Source organism: Marinobacter nitratireducens, from assembly GCF_000708045.1.
Classification (GTDB): Bacteria; Pseudomonadota; Gammaproteobacteria; order Pseudomonadales; family Oleiphilaceae; genus Marinobacter; species Marinobacter nitratireducens.
Genome location: NZ_ANIE01000010.1, coordinates 116,880 through 132,789, shown reverse-complemented (window position 1 = coordinate 132,789; position 15,910 = coordinate 116,880). Strand labels below are relative to the sequence as shown.

The window sequence follows — 15,910 nt, the reverse complement described above, 5'->3', positions numbered from 1 at the left end:
GAGACTATGAGGCAAGTTGGAGTAAAGCACGGGCACCAGGGATTCACCTTAATAGAACTGGTGGTTGTGATTGCCATCCTGGCGATTCTCGCCGCGTTTGCGCTGCCCCGGTTTGCGCAATTGTCGGAACAGGCCCACCAGTCGAGTATTCGGGCAACGTCGGGCGCTCTGGCGGCGGGTGTCGCTCTGGCGAAAACGCAATGGGTCTCCAACGGTTTTACCGCTGCAACAACGAATGTTCAGGGGTTTGGAAACGATGACATTGATGTCAGCGATGAGGGCTGGCCTACAGGAACGGCAGGTAGTACCAGCTCAACGATGACTGCAGCGACCTGCCAGGAAGTCTGGGAGGGGGTGCTTCAGTCCAATGCACCAACCGTGGCCGGTACGGACCCGGACTACGCAATCACAGTAACCGGCGGAAACTGTGTGTTCACATACCAGGCTGACGGTCAGGGCAGCACCATCGAATACGACGCCGACAATGGCGAAATCAGCACAACGATCAATTGAGCATTTACATAACCGACATAGAAACGGAGAAGTACCATGAACGCAATATCAGCGAAAAAAGAGCAGGGTTTCACACTCATCGAACTGGTGATGGTGATTGTTATTCTGGGTATTCTGGCCGCGTTTGCCTTGCCCAGGTTTGCAAATCTGGGCAGCGATGCTCGAGTCGCCACGCTTGACGGAGCAATTGGCGCCGTGAAATCAGGAGCAGCGATCGCTCATGCTCGCTGGCTAGCCGATGGCAATAGTGCTGCCACGGTTTCGCTTGATGGTGTTTCTGTGGCAATCGATAACTCTGCCACTGGGAATGGGTTTCCGACAGCGGCGACCGGAGGAATCGGTGCGGCAGCTCAGCTCGATACAAACGACTTTACCGTTGGTACCGCAAGCGGTGGTGTCGTGACGATTACAGTCGCTGACAGCGTGTCAGCCGATCGGGATGGCGACAGTACCGCAGGGGAGTGTTCCTTCGCGTACGATCAGGCAGACGGAACTGTTGATAGTCGTAATGTGGATGACTGCTGATACCTCGCTTTCCTTTTGGGTGGGCTAGAAGGTGAGACTATCGGGCGAAAAAGTCAGCGGCTGTTATAGAGTGCCATACATGTTCAGAGTGGCCACTACAATAAACAGAGGCTTTACCCTAGTAGAGCTTGTGGTTGTGATCATTCTTGTCGGGACCCTGTCAGCTCTTGGTGTCAGTCTTTTCGCATCAAAAAGGGCTTTTTCGCCTTTACTCGCCAGTCAGCAACTTGCCTCCGCCACGCTGCTTGCTCAGCAAGCAGCGCTGGCGGGCAACGCCGGCAGCGATTTGCTGATATCGCAGACGAGCGATGCCTTCCGGTTCACGGTCGGCCCCTCTTCGGCATCGCCCCGGGTGTTCACCATCGCTCGGGAGGGAGCGTCCCTGTCCGTCGCCGGTGGGTTGCCACGTACCCTCTCTTTTGGAACCGATGGTGTTCCGGCTTCCGGAACTAACCTGACGCTGACATTTTCCGGAGATTCGACCTTCCAGTCCTGTATCAGCTCCCGTGGAGCGGTCTATTCCGGGGGGTGCCAGCCTTGAGACGCACTCAGCAGGGAGCAACGCTTGTGGAACTGGTGATCACCATTGTGATCATCAGCGTTGCCATTGCCGGTGTCGTTGGCGCCTTTTCCCTGATTGCAGGCCGCAGCGCCGATCCACTCAATGAGACCCGGGCCATCAAGCTGGCTCAGCTCTACATGGATGAAATTCTGGCTCGCAAGTACGATGAACAGACGCCGCAGGGCGGTGTGCCAAAGTACTCCGGCGCCTGCACCATTGGACCCGAAGGTGCTGAGAGCCGTTCAACGTTTGATGATGTGGATGACTACGACGGGCTGACCGGGGCGCCCTCTTCTGCAACGGGAGCGTCGCTTAACGGGTACCAAGGATTCTCCATCAGTATCAGGGTGAGCTGTGCTGGTGTTGAGGTCGGACTGGCTTCATCGGACGCCAAACGGATTGACCTGCAAATTGCTGCGCCCGGTGGTCACTCTTTTGCCTTCTCTGCTTACAGGGCCAATTTCTGATGCGTCGCCTATCGGGATTCACCTTGATCGAACTGGTAATCGTGATTGTCCTGCTGGCAATTGTGGCTACCATTTCCGTACAGTTCGTGAGCCTGTCGACGCGGGGAGCACTTGATGTAAGTGCTCGCCAACAGCGTTCATTGACGGGTGTTGTGGTTAGCGAGCAACTGACCCGGAGCGTTCGGGAAGCCTTGCCAACGTCCCTTCGGACCAATGCCAGCGGTACGTGCCTCGAATGGATGCCCGTTCTTGCTGCATCCAACTACCTTAACTTGCCGGCGGGCCCAACCCCGGATTCGTTTGAGGCGGTTCCTCTACCGGGTGGGGCTTCGGCATCCGGACGAGTTGTTGTGTATGGCTACGGTGCAGATGTATACAGCTCGGGGAGTCCCGGTCCTGTGTCGCCGCCTGCCACGGTGCCATCTGGCCCCTCACCGGTGACGGTCACGTTCGATTCCGGAGCAACGCACCGTTTCACGACCCAGTCGCCACAACGGCGTTTCTATGTGATTGGGGACCCGGTGTCGGTCTGTCAGTCCGGGGGCTTTCTTTTTCGCTATCGCAACTATGGCATCAACTCGATACCCGCGAGTGGGCTGCCGGCCAACTTTCCTGGGCGCGAGGTCATTGCCGCAAACCTGAGCAGTGGATCGCTGAGGTTTCAGGTCACGCCGCCCAGCCTGCAGCGTGGTGCCGTCGTGTCCTTCCGTTTCGTGCTCGAAGACCCGGATACCGGTGAGTCGACCGCTATCAGTCAGGAGGTTCAGGTCCGAAATGTGCCATAGTTTTTCTGGACCGCTCCGTCAGGGGGGAGCGGGACTACCCATCGCCTTGTTTGTCATTACAGTGCTGGCGCTGGTGGTGGTCGGTATGGCTCAGATGCAGCAGGCAACGGGGGAGTCAGTGAGCCTGCAGATCCAGTCCCAGAGAGCATTTTACTCGGCCGAGAGTGGTGCCCAGGTGGCGGTTGCGAGAGTGCTGGATGGCGCCAGTTGCTCTGCGCTTTCGACGCCTCTCGTATTCAATACCGGTGCTCTTTCTGGATGTCGGTCCGATCTGACATGCGAGTCAGTCACCGCAAATATCAGTGGTCCGGGAGGAAATACGGTTTATACGATCACCAGCGTTGGTCAATGTGGTGCCGGCCCGGACCAGTCGGTGCGTCGTGTTGAGGTGCGAGTGCGATGAACAGTTTGATGGTCCGAAAGTGTTTTGTGCTGATCCTGTGTTTGGTGTTCAGCAATGTGGTCCTCGGCGCGGCCTGTCAGGATGTGTTTTCAGCAGCTGATGGCCTGAACGAGAACCTTGGAACGGATCAGCAACTGGATATCGACCCCACCGGTTGGCCTGTCGCGCAGGCCTGGCCATCATCGGGTACGGCGCTGAGCAGCGGCGACTATTATTATCAGGGTGGTGTGCTTCCGAACAACTATGCGCTCAGTGTTCAGGCAGGTGCAACGGTTAGGATTTTTGTCGATAGTGACCTGAGCTTTGGCAACGACTCGGAAATCAATCGTGCAGGCACGGCCGGGCAACTGCTTCTGGTGGTCGACGGCGCTCTGAGTATTCGGAACAACAGTTTCTTTAACGGGGTTATCTACGCCCGTAATGATGTTGACCTACGGAACAATTCAAACGTTGAAGGGGTGATTGCCAGCGAGGCGGGGATTGTCCTGCGGCAAAATACCGTATTCACTCATGATCAGGGTGCAGTTACGCCCGAGCTGCTGGGTGACCTGTGCAGTCCCCTCGTGGATTTGTTGGTTGAAGGCCAGTCGCTGGGGCCGGTCAATGTGAACGTGGGTGACCCGGTGTCATTGTCGGTTGAAACGATTGGATGCACCGACCCAGGCGCATTGTACTCCCGGCAATGGCGAGAGGTCTGGACGGTCGACGGTGCTCTTCTGTCGCAGACAAATTACACAACAGCCAGCAGTTGCGATCGCTCGCCGGTGACGCTCACTACGTCGTTTCCGGCTGCCGGAACGTTCGAGGTGGCGGTTGAGGTCGAGTATCGGGATTGCTTTCTGGGCTTTTTCTGCGGGGCTGCCCAACCCTACGGGCAGGACCGAATGGATGTGGTTGCTGGACGCGCGACGACCTGTTTTTCGGCAGATTACTCGGTCGGCAGTCTGGATCCAGCGGACTGGATTACGTCGGTTTCAAGCGGCAGTTTTACACCGACTGCCGTTAATGGACGTCTTCGCATGACCGAAGCTCGGGCCAATCAGTCAACCGCAGCCACGCTGCAACGATTGCTGCCCGGTGCCAATAATCTGGTTATTCTCGAGTTTGATTATTACGCCTATGGCGGTAGCGGGGCAGATGGTATTGCCGTGGTGTTATCGGATGCGGCCGTTACGCCTCAGCCGGGGAGCTTTGGTGGGTCGCTCGGGTATGCCCAACGTGACAATGGCGATAGCGGTTTTGCCGGCGGCTGGCTCGGAGTTGGTATTGATGAGTATGGCAATTTTTCTGCCCCTACGGAAGGGCGCCAGGGTGGTCCGCGCCGCATTCAGGATTCTGTGTCTATTCGCGGGTCAGGATCTGGAACAAGTGGTTACCGTTACTTGGCCGGTACCGGTTCTCTGAACCCTGGTATTGATGCCACGGGAGCAAACTCGCCACATCGATATCGGATCGTTGTGGATTCACGGGCCACGGGGCAGGCGCTGGTGTCTGTGGAGCGGGACATTGGTAGTGGCTATCAGGAATTGATTGCACCGTTCAATGCTCTGGCCGAAACCGGACAGGCGGCAGTTCCCGAGAATTTCCTGCTGTCGTTGACTGGTTCGACCGGGGGTAGCACCAACATACACGAACTTGATGATTTTCAGCTCTGCGCGCTGCAGCTCAACCCGATGGGAGCCCGGGTCGATCATTTTGAAATCGTGCACGATGGCGTGGCGCTGACGTGTCAGCCGGAAAGTGTCATGGTTCGCGCCTGCAGCGACGCCAGTTGTAATACCCTGTTTACCGATCCCGTGGATGTGACTTTGAGTCCGAACGGTTGGGTTGGGGGTGACAGCTTTACGTTTTCCGGCGGCCAGGCGACTCGCGAGCTCCAGAAGACCTCGCCGGGAACCGTTTTACTGGGTGTTGCTGCATCCAGGCCACCGGCTCGAGCATTCTCCCAGACACTGTGTGACAACGGCAGCGGTTTGGATAGTGGAAACTGTGGACTGGAATTTTTTGATGCCGGTCTGGCGTTTGATATTCCTGACCTGACGTCACACAGGCCTGAATCTCCTGTCCAGGTCCGGGCGGTCCGCAGGGATGATCAGAGCGATGCCTGTGTGCCGGCCTTCGAGAATGAGCAGAAATCGGTTAAGTTCTGGTCGACCTATGTTGATCCAGGCCCGAACGGTCGACCGGTGTCACGGCAAATGTCCATTGACGGTATTGCCATTGGTTCTGGACAGGGCAGTGCCACAAGTGTGGATTTGCAGTTCGGTGCTGGCGGTGTAGCGGAAATTGAGGTGCAGTACCCTGATGCAGGTTTGCTTAACCTTGACGCTCGTTACGTGGGGTCGACAGCGACCGGAGACGATGGTCTGATCCTCCCGGGAGCTGATAGCTTTGTCAGTGTGCCGGCCGGATTCTGCGTGGCGTCTGCGGGCGACTGCGCCGCCGGTGATGCCAGTTGCGCGGCCTTCCGTAAAGCCGGGCAGGTCTTTGATCTTAAGATTACAGCGGTCGGTTGGGAATCGGATGCAGATTCGGCTTTGTGTACGGGAAACCCAGCGACGCCAAACTTCCGCCTGTTGACGATCCCCCTTTCGGCGAGCCTGGAAGCCCCGGTTGGTGGCGCTCCAGGTGTGGTGAGCCCGGCAAGTTATTCTCATACCCGTTCGGTGTCCGCCACCGAGACCGTGGCTACCGAGGTCTCAGAGGTTGGTGTCTTCCGATTTGATGCACAGCCAGCGGCTGGGAGCTATCTGGGCCGGGATGTTCCTGGAGGGACGAGCTTGCCTGTTGGGCGCTTCTATCCGGATCGGTTCAATGTAGCGATTGATGCAGGAGAACTAGGTGCGGCCTGCAACTCGGGCGTAGCGTTTGTGTACACAGGGCAGAGTTTTACCTGGATGCTGCCCCCGCAATTGAGGATTCAGCCGTTGTCTGTGCAGGGTGGTGTCACGCGGAATTACACGTTCCCGGGCTTTCAGAAACTGGTTGCTTCAGACATCGATCGCCTGTACCCGGTAACAGATCAGATGGCCACCGACCAGTCAGGGGCTTTGACGACTATAACGACGGTTCCGGCAATCGGAACCCTCACGACGCCCACTTCCACGTTGGGCAACGGAGAATTACGGTATGACTTCTCTCTTGCGGATAGGCTTGTGTTCGACAAAACAGCGTTGGCTCAGGTCGCACCGTTCAGGCCGCAACTCAGCTGGAGCGTCACTGATGTTTCTGACTCGGATGGGGTCAGTGCCGATGGTGCGCCCTATGTATTCTCACCCCTGGCTAACTTTGAGATCCGGTATGGTCGCTGGGCGATGGAGAATGTATACGGACCCGAAAACATTGCTGAGCTGACCATGCCCTATCGTCTCGAATATTGGAACGGAGCGCGGTTTGCACGGCACGCGGCTGATAGCTGCTCGGGATGGGATACGTCGTTTCTCAGCAACACAGAAAACCACCATGCGCTGGATTCGACGGCGCCCTCCAGTGGCATATTCTCGCTGGGTCAGGCTTCGCCCTTACGCCTGATTCCTAATGGGACCACGGGGACTGACACATTGGTCTGGGATGTGGATAGCTGGCTGGAGTATGACTGGGATGGGGATGGCGCCAACGAGGATCCCACTGGGCTGGCTACGTTTGGCGTGTACCGCGGGCATGATCGGGTAATCTACTGGCGGGAGCGGTAATGCCGATGGAGCGGAGATTGAAGAGAGGGCGAGTCAGGTGGACTCGCCCCAAAAGGAATAGAGCGGTCTCTCAGTCTTCGTCGCTTTCAGGGTGATCAAGCCCTAGTTCGTTGATTTTTCGGGTCAGTGTATTCCGCCCCCAGCCCAGTAGCACCGATGCGTCGCGTCTGCGTCCACCGGTATGTTTCAGGGCCGTTTCGATCATAATCCTCTCAAATTCCGGAACCGCAGTGTCGAGAATGCCTTTCTTGCCACGCTTCAGTTCCTGCTCGGCCCAGCTGCGCAATCCTTCCTGCCACGTCGCGCCGGTGGCTGGCGTTTCAGCCTGATGTAAAAGTTCGGGTGGAAGGTCGTCGATATGGATTTCACGGCCGCTCGCCATGACGGTCAGCCAGCGGCATGTGTTTTCCAGCTGTCGAACGTTGCCGGGCCACGGCAGGGTTGTAAGGTATTCCTCGGCATCCGGGCGGAGAATCTTGGGTTCCACCGCCAGTTCCTTCGCCGCTCGCTTGAGGAAATGCTCCATGAGCCTGGGAATGTCCTCTCTTCGCTCAGCCAGCTTTGGCAGATGGACGCGGATCACGTTCAGCCGGTGGAAAAGGTCTTCCCGGAAAGAACCGTCCTGTACGAGCTTTTCCAGGTCCTGATGCGTTGCGGCAATGATTCGAACATCCACTTTTATTGGCGTGGTGCCACCGACCCGATAGAACTCACCATCAGCAAGTACACGGAGCAGGCGAGTCTGTGTATCGGCGGGCATGTCGCCGATCTCATCAAGGAACAGGGTGCCGCCGTTGGATTGCTCGAACCTGCCCTGGCGCGCCGCCCCGGCGCCGGTAAAGGCGCCTTTCTCGTGGCCGAAGAGTTCCGATTCAATCAGATCCTTGGGGATTGCGGCCATGTTGAGTGCGATAAACGGATGCTTCGCCCGAGGGCTGTGATTGTGAAGCGCCTGGGCAACCAGTTCCTTACCAGTGCCGCTTTCGCCGTTGATCAGGACGGTGATGTTGGAGTGTGACAAGCGGCCGATAGCGCGGAAAACTTCCTGCATGGCCGGTGCTTCGCCGATAATCTCGGCGCTACGGGCGACATTCTCGGGTTGTGGTTCCGCATTTGCTCGTTTTTCGTGGCTATGGGCGACGGCCCGTTTCACCAGGGCAACAGCATCGTCGACGTCAAAGGGCTTTGGCAAGTACTCAAACGCACCCGTCTGGTAACTGGTTACGGCGCTCTCGAGATCGGAGTGGGCGGTCATGATGATCACCGGGACGTCCGGGTGAGCATCGACAATTTGAGAGAGCAGGGTGATGCCATCGACGCCCGGCATCCGGACGTCGCTGATGATGGCATCAGGCTGCTCGTGTTCAAGGCGCATCATGATGCTTTCGCCGCTGTCAAAAACGCGGGGCTCCATACCGGCCTGGGTAAGGGCGCGCTCCAGCACCCAGCGAATACTCTTGTCGTCGTCGATAATCCAGACGTTTGCCGGTTGGCTCATGGGGTGTCCTCCAGGGGCAGGAAGATGATGAAATCGGTTTGGCCTGGCTCGCTCTCGCATTCAACCAGGCCGTGATGTTGTCCGATGATGCTCTGGGTAATGGATAGTCCCAGGCCGGTACCGCTGGCACGGCCACTGATCATCGGATAGAAGATATTCTGTAGAAGATCCGGCGGAATACCGGGACCGTTATCGATAACGTCAACTCGGCATACCAGTCGGTGACGGCGATGACCGATCGTAAACTGTCGAAGTGTTCGGGTACGAAACGTGATGGTCGGTGGTTCGTCGCTGCTGGGCCCGGACTGGTTTTCGAACGCCGCTTCCATGGCGTTGCGGGCAATGTTGAGGAAAGCCTGAATCAGTTGTTCCTTGTCGCCAAGAAATTCCGGGATGCTCGGGTCGTAATCTCGGCGGAATACGAGACGCCCTTTGCTTTCCGCTTCCAGTAAAGTGCCGACCCGCTCCAGGACTTCATGAATGTTGGTTTCGGCAAGCTTCAGTGCTTTGTTCGGGCCGAGCATTCTGTCAACGAGGCTTCTCAGACGGTCAGCTTCGTCGATGATCACCCGTGTGTATTCGCGCTGATCCTCGTCGTTCAATTCGCGGTCCAGCAGTTGGGCGGCGCCCCGGATGCCGCCAAGCGGGTTCTTGATCTCATGGGCCATACCGCGTACCAGAATCCGGGTGGTTTCTTGTTGCGAAATCATGTCTTCTTCGCGGCTGATTCTCAGTAGGCGATCCCTGGGCTGAATCTCGATCAGGAGCTCGGTGGGCTCCAGACTGATGGGAGTTACTGAATAGTCGACTGTCAGACGGCAGCCACTGGTGAGCAGAAATTCGGCCTCTCTTCGGGTGTAGGACTGGCCGTTTTGCGAAGCTGCTCGCAGCGTTTTCAGTGCATCTTCAGAGTCGACCAGGATGTCAGAGAAGGGCAGTCCCTGGCTGCGAGTCAGACTTGTTTCAAAGAGGCTTTCTGCTGACGGGTTCAGATATCGGATGTTGAGATTATCTTCCAGAACCAGCACTGCCGTCGTCAGGCTATCGAGAATGCTTTTATATCCGTTGCTGTAGGCCTTGGGCAGTGGCATGAATGCGTTCCGTACGTCCGACATGGTGAACTTGATGACCTAAGTGATTTTGCAAAAAGCGAACCACTTTCCATTTTGTTGGACAAATTAATGAGCGAAGTGCGGGCATGGGTGCCTGCGCCAGCGATAGCGTGCCGTAAGCTGGTGCAATTCCGGAGGAGGGGAAGGACCAGCCCGGGAAAGTCGCCCTGTTGCTGGTCACAGTATGGCTTTTTTATGGTGCGGGCGCACCAAAATGGAGCGTTATTGTTTCGGTTGGCGCTTGTTTACGACCGGACGGTGTACGGTGAACGTGATTGATGGCCCGGTTTTAACCTGGATGCCATTTTCATCGATGATATGAACTCTGGCTGTATGGGTGCCGCGAAAGACATTGTTCACGGTGATTGAGCCTGCAGCGGTTTGTCCGACGGGCTGGCCATCCAGAGTCACTTCGTATTTGTGGCCTTTCTGCAGGTCGGGCGTACTCCGGATTTCAAACTGAACGTCACCACTGCCACTCTGAAAGGCCTGATTGTTTTCCGGATACACAAAGGAGACGCTGTCGTACACGGAGCCCTCTCGCTCAACCTCTTTCCGAAGTTCGTCCGTCTTTTGCACATTCTGAGGCTTTGGCAGGGTGATGGTGGTGACGGGTTTGACGTCAACGGTCTCTGCACCCTTTGAGGGCTCATCGGAATAGGTGACATTCCCGTACTGGTCAACGTTGCGGTAGACCTCGGCTGAGACGGGGCCGCTCAGTGCGATCAATGTGGCCGCAAGTAGGCCGTGACTCGAGTTCATACGCACACCTTTTTAAGATTTTTCTCGATTATCGGTGGCCCCCGTTGTCATTTCAACGCCTGCGCGGAAGGTTGTAGGTTACATATCGTTAAGGGCTGCGGATGGGTGAGACCCAGGTCACAAAAAAAGCCCCGCACAAGGCGGGGCTTTCATAACCCGGTGTCCCGGGAGGTATTAGCAGGAGTAGTAGAGATCGAACTCGACCGGGTGAGTGGTCATGTTCAGTTTCTCAACTTCGCCACGCTTCAGGTCGATGTAGCCGGCAATCATGTCTTCAGTGAACACGCCGCCACGGGTCAGGAACTCGTGGTCTTCCTGCAGCGCGTCCAGAGCTTCCTGGAAAGTCTCTGCGACGGTCGGGATGCTCAGGGCTTCCTCTTTCGGCAGGTCGTACAGATCCTTGTCCATGGCATCGCCAGGGTGGATCTTGTTCTGGATGCCGTCGAGGCCAGCCATCATCAGGGCTGCGAAAGCCAGGTACGGGTTGGCGGAAGCATCCGGGAAACGCACTTCGATACGACGCGCTTTCGGGCTGTTCACGTACGGGATACGGATGGAGGCAGAGCGGTTACGGGCAGAGTATGCCAGCATAACAGGTGCTTCGAAGCCAGGAACCAGACGCTTGTATGAGTTGGTGGAGCTGTTGGTAAAGGCATTGATAGCCTTGGCGTGCTTGATGACACCGCCGATGTAGTACAGTGCTGCTTCGCTCAGGCCAGCGTAGCTGTCACCTGCGAACAGGTTCTTGCCGTCCTTGCTCAGGGACATGTGCACGTGCATGCCGGAACCGTTATCGCCAACAACTGGCTTGGGCATGAAGGTGGCGGTCTTACCGTAAGCGTGAGCAACGTTGTGTACGCAGTATTTCAGGATCTGAACTTCGTCAGCCTTGCGAGTCAGGGTGTTGGCGCCAACGCCGATTTCACACTGGCCAGCAGTACCTACTTCGTGGTGATGTACTTCGATTTCCAGACCCATGGATTCCATGGCGGCACACATGGCGCCACGCAGGTCGTGCAGGCTGTCCACTGGCGGAACCGGGAAGTAGCCGCCTTTTACGCCAGGGCGGTGACCGATGTTGTTGCGGTCGAAGTCTTCGCCGGAAACCCACGCTGCTTCCTCGGAGTGGATGGAGTAGCTCGCGCCCTTCATGTCCACTTCCCATTTTACGGAATCAAAAACAAAGAATTCGGGCTCCGGGCCAAACAGGGCGCCGTCTGCAATGCCGGTAGACTTCAGATACTCTTCTGCGCGCTTGGCGACGGAGCGCGGGTCACGCTCGTAACCCTGCATAGTAGAAGGCTCTACGATATTGCAGGTAATGTTGATCGTGGTTTCTTCGGTGAACGGATCGAGTACGGAGGTTTCGTCATCCGGCATCAGGATCATGTCGGATTCGTTAATGCCCTTCCAGCCAGCAATTGAGGAGCCGTCGAACATCTTGCCATCGGTGAAGAAATCTTCGTCGACCTCAGTGGCGGGCAGTGTAACGTGCTGTTCCTTACCACGGCTGTCGGTAAAGCGCAGATCTACCCATTTGACTTCGTGTTCTTTGATCAAATCAACTGTCTTGGACATTGTGCATGCTCCATCGGTTATCCCGCTCTGGCGGGCCTGTTTCATGTTCGTTGTGCCGGATCGCTCAGAAAGCCCGAGTCCCGATCTGTTTTCAGGTTTGCGCAGCTTATCAAAAACTTGAGCAAGTGGCCTGCAAATTTCGGCTGCATTGAGCAAAGCAAGGCCCTTGCCAATTTTTGGGGCATAACCTCAAGTTTCGGGAAAACAAGGACTTCGGGGGCGGTTGAGGCATAAGTGGGTGGGGCGGCGCCTGAAAAAAGGGCATGGTGTGCACAGATATGGTGCATTAATTTCGGGTTTGCGACATTGTGGTGCGTGCGGTGATGGAGGTGATCGTAGGATAGGCGCTATTCTTCATATTAACGACATCAACTTTCGGATATACTGCGCGCCTCCTCATTTTTTGCCGGCCTGGTTGCACCAGCCGGAGCTGGTGCCGCCCGGCACCGGACAATGGGTTCATTTTACAGATTTGAGACGGCATGTGTGGGGTTGCCCCCTGAAGACCCTCTCAGGTCAATGAAAGCATGCCGCAGGATTATTGTTGTGATTGAGAATCTTCGTAATATCGCCATCATCGCCCACGTCGACCATGGCAAAACCACTCTGGTAGATCAGCTGTTGCGTCAATCCGGAACACTGGATCGCAAGGAGCTGGAGAACGAGCGGGTCATGGACTCCAATGACCAGGAGAAAGAGCGGGGCATCACCATTCTCGCCAAGAACACCGCTCTCAAGTGGAAGGACTACGATATTAATATCGTGGACACCCCGGGCCACGCTGACTTCGGTGGTGAGGTTGAGCGGGTGATGAGCATGGTTGACTGCGTACTGCTGGTGGTCGATTCCATCGACGGTCCCATGCCTCAGACCCGATTCGTGACTCAGAAAGCCTTTGCGGCAGGGCTTCGCCCGATCGTGGTTGTAAACAAGATTGACCGCCCGGGAGCCCGTCCGGACTGGGTTATTGATCAGGTTTTCGATCTCTTTGATGCCCTGGGTGCGACCGATGAGCAGCTGGATTTCCCGATTGTCTACGCCAGTGCTCTGAACGGAATTGCCGGTGAAGATCATGAGAATCTCGATGACAACATGGATGCGGTTTTCCAGGCCATCGTCGATCATGTGCCCGCACCAAGCGTTGACCTTGATGGGCCGTTCCAGATGCAGATTTCCCAGCTGGACTACAACAGCTTCCTGGGCGTTATCGGGATCGGCCGGATCATGCGCGGCAAGATCAAGACAAATTCACCGGTCACAGCCATTGGCGCTGACGGGAAGAAACGCAACGGTCGTATTCTCAAAATCATGGGCCACTCCGGCCTGCAGCGGGTAGAAGTCGAGCAGGCCCAGGCAGGTGATATTGTTTGCGTCAGCGGGCTGGATGAATTGTATATCTCCGACACGCTTTGCGATCAGGGTACTGTGGAAGCTTTGCCTGCGCTGACGGTCGATGAGCCGACGGTTTCGATGACCTTCCAGGTCAACGATTCCCCGTTCGCTGGTAAGGAAGGCAAATACATCACCAGCCGGAACATCAAGGAGCGTCTCGATAAGGAACTGCTGCATAACGTGGCGTTGCGCGTGGAAGACGGTGAGTCGGCGGACAAATTCAAGGTATCCGGTCGTGGTGAGCTGCATCTGTCCGTTCTGATCGAAAACATGCGCCGTGAGAATTTCGAGCTGGCGGTAGGTCGCCCCGAGGTTGTTATTCGTGAAGTTGACGGTGAAAAGCAGGAGCCCTACGAAAACGTTATCGTTGATATTGAGGAACAGCATCAGGGGCCGTTGATGGAGCAGATGGGGCTGCGCCGCGGGGACCTGACCAACATGACACCGGATGGCAAGGGGCGCATGCGTCTTGAGTACACCATTCCGGCTCGTGGTTTGATCGGTTTCCGGAATACCTTCCTGACCATGACGTCGGGTAGCGGGATTCTGACCTCGACATTCAGTCATTATGGTCCGATCAAGGGCGGTGAAGTGACCAGCCGCCAGAACGGTGTCCTGGTTTCGATGGCGACCGGTACCGCCCTGACTTACTCACTGGAAACCCTCCAGAGCCGCGGTAAGTTGTTCCTGGATCCGGGGCAGGAGATTTATGAAGGCCAGCTTTGCGGTATCCACAGCCGTGATAACGACATCGTGGTCAACCCGACCAAGGGCAAGAAGCTCGATAACATGCGGGCGTCCGGTAAGGATGAGGTAATTGGTCTGGTTCCCCCGATCAAGTTCACTCTGGAGCAGGCGCTTGAGTTTATTGATGATGACGAGCTGGTGGAAGTAACACCGTCCTCCATCCGGCTTCGCAAAAAACTGCTGACGGAGAACGAGCGTAAGCGGGCCAACAAGAAGTAATCCTGATTGGTGCGTTCACAAAAAAGGGGCGGGTCGCGATGATCTGCCCCTTTTTTTATGTTCAGCTAAACTCGATGTATAACTTTTCCGGAGTTTTTCATGCTGACTCTCTATCCTGAAATCGAGCCAAATGTCGTGCACCGGGTCTCGGTCGATAAACCTCACGAGCTCTATGTCGAGGAAAGCGGAAACCCCGATGGTATCCCGGTGCTAGTGGTTCACGGGGGGCCTGGTGGAGGTTGTGAGGATTACCATCGTCGTTTCTTTGATGCTGAGCGTTTTCGCATCATCCTGATGGATCAGCGGGGTGCTGGCCGCTCCACGCCGCTGGCCGAGTTGTCGGGCAACGACACGGCTGCTCTGGTGCGTGATATGGAAACGGTGCGATCATTCCTCGGCATTGATCGCTGGTTGTTGTTTGGGGGCAGCTGGGGTTCAACGCTGAGTCTGGTGTACGCACAGGCTCACCCGGAAAAGGTTCTTGGTTTGGTTCTGAGAGGGATTTTTCTCTGTCGCCCCAAAGATATCCAGTGGTTCTATCAAGATGGGGCAAGTCGAGTGTTTCCGGATTACTGGGCCGATTTCGAGGCGCAGATTCCCGAAGCGGAGCGCGATGATATGGTATCGGCCTATTATCGAAAGCTTACCAGCAGCAACGAGCTGGAGCAGATTCAGGCCGCAAAGGCCTGGTCTGTCTGGGAAGGGCGTTGTGCCACCTTGCATCCTAACCCTAGAGTGGTTGAGCATTTTGGTCACCCGCATGTTGCCATTGCGCTGGCCCGGATTGAGTGTCATTTTTTTATGCACAATGCGTTTCTGGAGCCCAATCAGCTGGTGCGCGATGCGGGCATATTGGCGGATATTCCGGGTATTATTGTGCATGGGCGCTATGACATGGTTTGCCCTCTCGACAATGCTCTGGCTCTCAGTGAAGCCTGGCCGGAAGCTGATGTGAGGATCATTCGTGATGCCGGCCACTCCGCTTCGGAACCGGCGATTATCGATGCCTTGATGCGCGGCGTTGAGGAGGTTGTGGCCAAGGCCCAGGATCGTGCGGGTTAGGGATAGGCGTCCCAAAGGTGCGGGCCCGGAGTTGCGATGCCATGGATGCGGCGATACACTCTCGCCCGGTTTGAGTGCCTTTACCCATCAATGTCAGGGATCTGAATGAAAGGGCTGATCCAGCGAGTTTCGGAAGCCAGCGTCAAGGTAGACGGCGAACAAGTTGCATCAATAGGCCAGGGATTATTGCTTTTGCTCGGGGTTGAGCGAGGCGATGGCGAAGCGGAGGCAAGGGAACTATGCCGAAAAATTCTGACTTATCGTGTTTTCCCCGACAGTCATGGACGAATGAACCTGAGCCTCAGGGATATGAAGGGCTCTCTACTGATTGTTCCCCAGTTTACGCTAGCAGCAGATACGTCTTCTGGAACCCGGCCCGGGTTCTCGCTGGCGGCAGCACCAGACCTTGCCAATGCTCTTTTTGAGTCGTTTGTCGAACAAGCCTGTGCAGCAATTGGCCCGGAATGCGTGGGACGCGGGCGCTTCGGTGCTGATATGAAGGTGATGTTGATCAATGATGGTCCAGTAACCTTCATGTTACAAACAGGATCGAAACGTCAGGGGTGATTTAATGCACCAAAGTGAAGCAGCGA

14 protein-coding genes are annotated in these 15,910 nt (G+C 56.2%); 10 read left to right on the top strand and 4 right to left on the bottom strand.

What is annotated here, in order from left to right:
* Positions 1-6: 6 nt before the first annotated feature.
* The 7 genes from D777_RS17195 (at position 7) to D777_RS17165 (ending at position 6,947) form a co-directional block, all read left to right on the top strand.
* Positions 7-513 carry a prepilin-type N-terminal cleavage/methylation domain-containing protein gene (locus D777_RS17195; protein WP_036134874.1) on the top strand — a complete coding sequence of 169 codons (507 nt, stop codon included), beginning with the start codon at positions 7-9 and terminating at the stop codon, positions 511-513.
* 36 nt (positions 514-549) lie between these two features.
* Positions 550-1,038, top strand: a complete 489-nt coding sequence (locus tag D777_RS18285) for a type II secretion system protein (protein WP_036134871.1) — start codon at positions 550-552, stop codon at positions 1,036-1,038.
* A gap of 79 nt (positions 1,039-1,117) precedes the next feature.
* Positions 1,118-1,579 (top strand): prepilin-type N-terminal cleavage/methylation domain-containing protein, encoded by a 462-nt coding sequence (locus tag D777_RS17185; RefSeq protein ID WP_036134868.1) that lies wholly within the window; start codon positions 1,118-1,120, stop codon positions 1,577-1,579.
* The gene (locus tag D777_RS17180; RefSeq protein ID WP_406564793.1) at positions 1,567-2,067 is read left to right on the top strand and encodes a type IV pilus modification PilV family protein; all 501 of its coding nucleotides are present in this window, start codon (positions 1,567-1,569) and stop codon (positions 2,065-2,067) included. Before D777_RS17185 ends, D777_RS17180 begins: the two co-directional genes overlap by 13 nt.
* Complete coding sequence (locus D777_RS17175; RefSeq protein ID WP_036134862.1) at positions 2,067-2,852, top strand: PulJ/GspJ family protein; 786 nt, start codon at positions 2,067-2,069, stop codon at positions 2,850-2,852. Before D777_RS17180 ends, D777_RS17175 begins: the two co-directional genes overlap by 1 nt.
* Positions 2,853-2,898: 46 nt before the next feature.
* Positions 2,899-3,255, top strand: coding sequence for a hypothetical protein (locus tag D777_RS17170; protein WP_227501828.1), 357 nt, complete (start codon positions 2,899-2,901; stop codon positions 3,253-3,255).
* Positions 3,252-6,947: a DUF6701 domain-containing protein gene (locus tag D777_RS17165; protein WP_036134856.1), complete on the top strand. Its 3,696-nt coding sequence runs from the start codon at positions 3,252-3,254 to the stop codon at positions 6,945-6,947. Before D777_RS17170 ends, D777_RS17165 begins: the two co-directional genes overlap by 4 nt.
* A gap of 70 nt (positions 6,948-7,017) precedes the next feature.
* Here D777_RS17165 and ntrC read toward each other — a convergent pair whose 3' ends face one another.
* The 4 genes from ntrC to glnA all read right to left on the bottom strand — a co-directional run bounded on the left by ntrC (position 7,018) and on the right by glnA (position 11,897).
* Positions 7,018-8,445, bottom strand: a complete 1,428-nt coding sequence (gene ntrC / locus D777_RS17160) for a nitrogen regulation protein NR(I) (RefSeq protein WP_036134853.1) — start codon at positions 8,443-8,445, stop codon at positions 7,018-7,020.
* The gene (gene glnL / locus D777_RS17155) at positions 8,442-9,536 is read right to left on the bottom strand and encodes a nitrogen regulation protein NR(II) (RefSeq protein ID WP_036134851.1); all 1,095 of its coding nucleotides are present in this window, start codon (positions 9,534-9,536) and stop codon (positions 8,442-8,444) included. Before glnL ends, ntrC begins: the two co-directional genes overlap by 4 nt.
* Positions 9,537-9,779: 243 nt before the next feature.
* The gene (locus D777_RS17150; protein ID WP_036134849.1) at positions 9,780-10,319 is read right to left on the bottom strand and encodes a DUF4124 domain-containing protein; all 540 of its coding nucleotides are present in this window, start codon (positions 10,317-10,319) and stop codon (positions 9,780-9,782) included.
* 174 nt (positions 10,320-10,493) lie between these two features.
* The gene (gene glnA, locus D777_RS17145; RefSeq protein ID WP_036134846.1) at positions 10,494-11,897 is read right to left on the bottom strand and encodes a glutamate--ammonia ligase; all 1,404 of its coding nucleotides are present in this window, start codon (positions 11,895-11,897) and stop codon (positions 10,494-10,496) included.
* 546 nt (positions 11,898-12,443) lie between these two features.
* On the opposite strand from glnA, the gene typA reads away from it, so the two are divergent.
* The 3 genes from typA (at position 12,444) to dtd (ending at position 15,884) form a co-directional block, all read left to right on the top strand.
* A complete protein-coding gene (gene typA, locus D777_RS17140; protein WP_036134844.1) occupies positions 12,444-14,255 on the top strand; it encodes a translational GTPase TypA in 1,812 nt (603 codons plus the stop codon).
* Positions 14,256-14,354: 99 nt separating this feature from the next.
* On the top strand, positions 14,355-15,317 hold the full coding sequence (gene pip / locus D777_RS17135; RefSeq protein WP_036134842.1) for a prolyl aminopeptidase: 963 nt from the start codon (positions 14,355-14,357) through the stop codon (positions 15,315-15,317).
* Between the two features lie 105 nt (positions 15,318-15,422).
* Positions 15,423-15,884 (top strand): D-aminoacyl-tRNA deacylase, encoded by a 462-nt coding sequence (gene dtd / locus D777_RS17130; protein ID WP_036134839.1) that lies wholly within the window; start codon positions 15,423-15,425, stop codon positions 15,882-15,884.
* Positions 15,885-15,910: the final 26 nt, after the last annotated feature.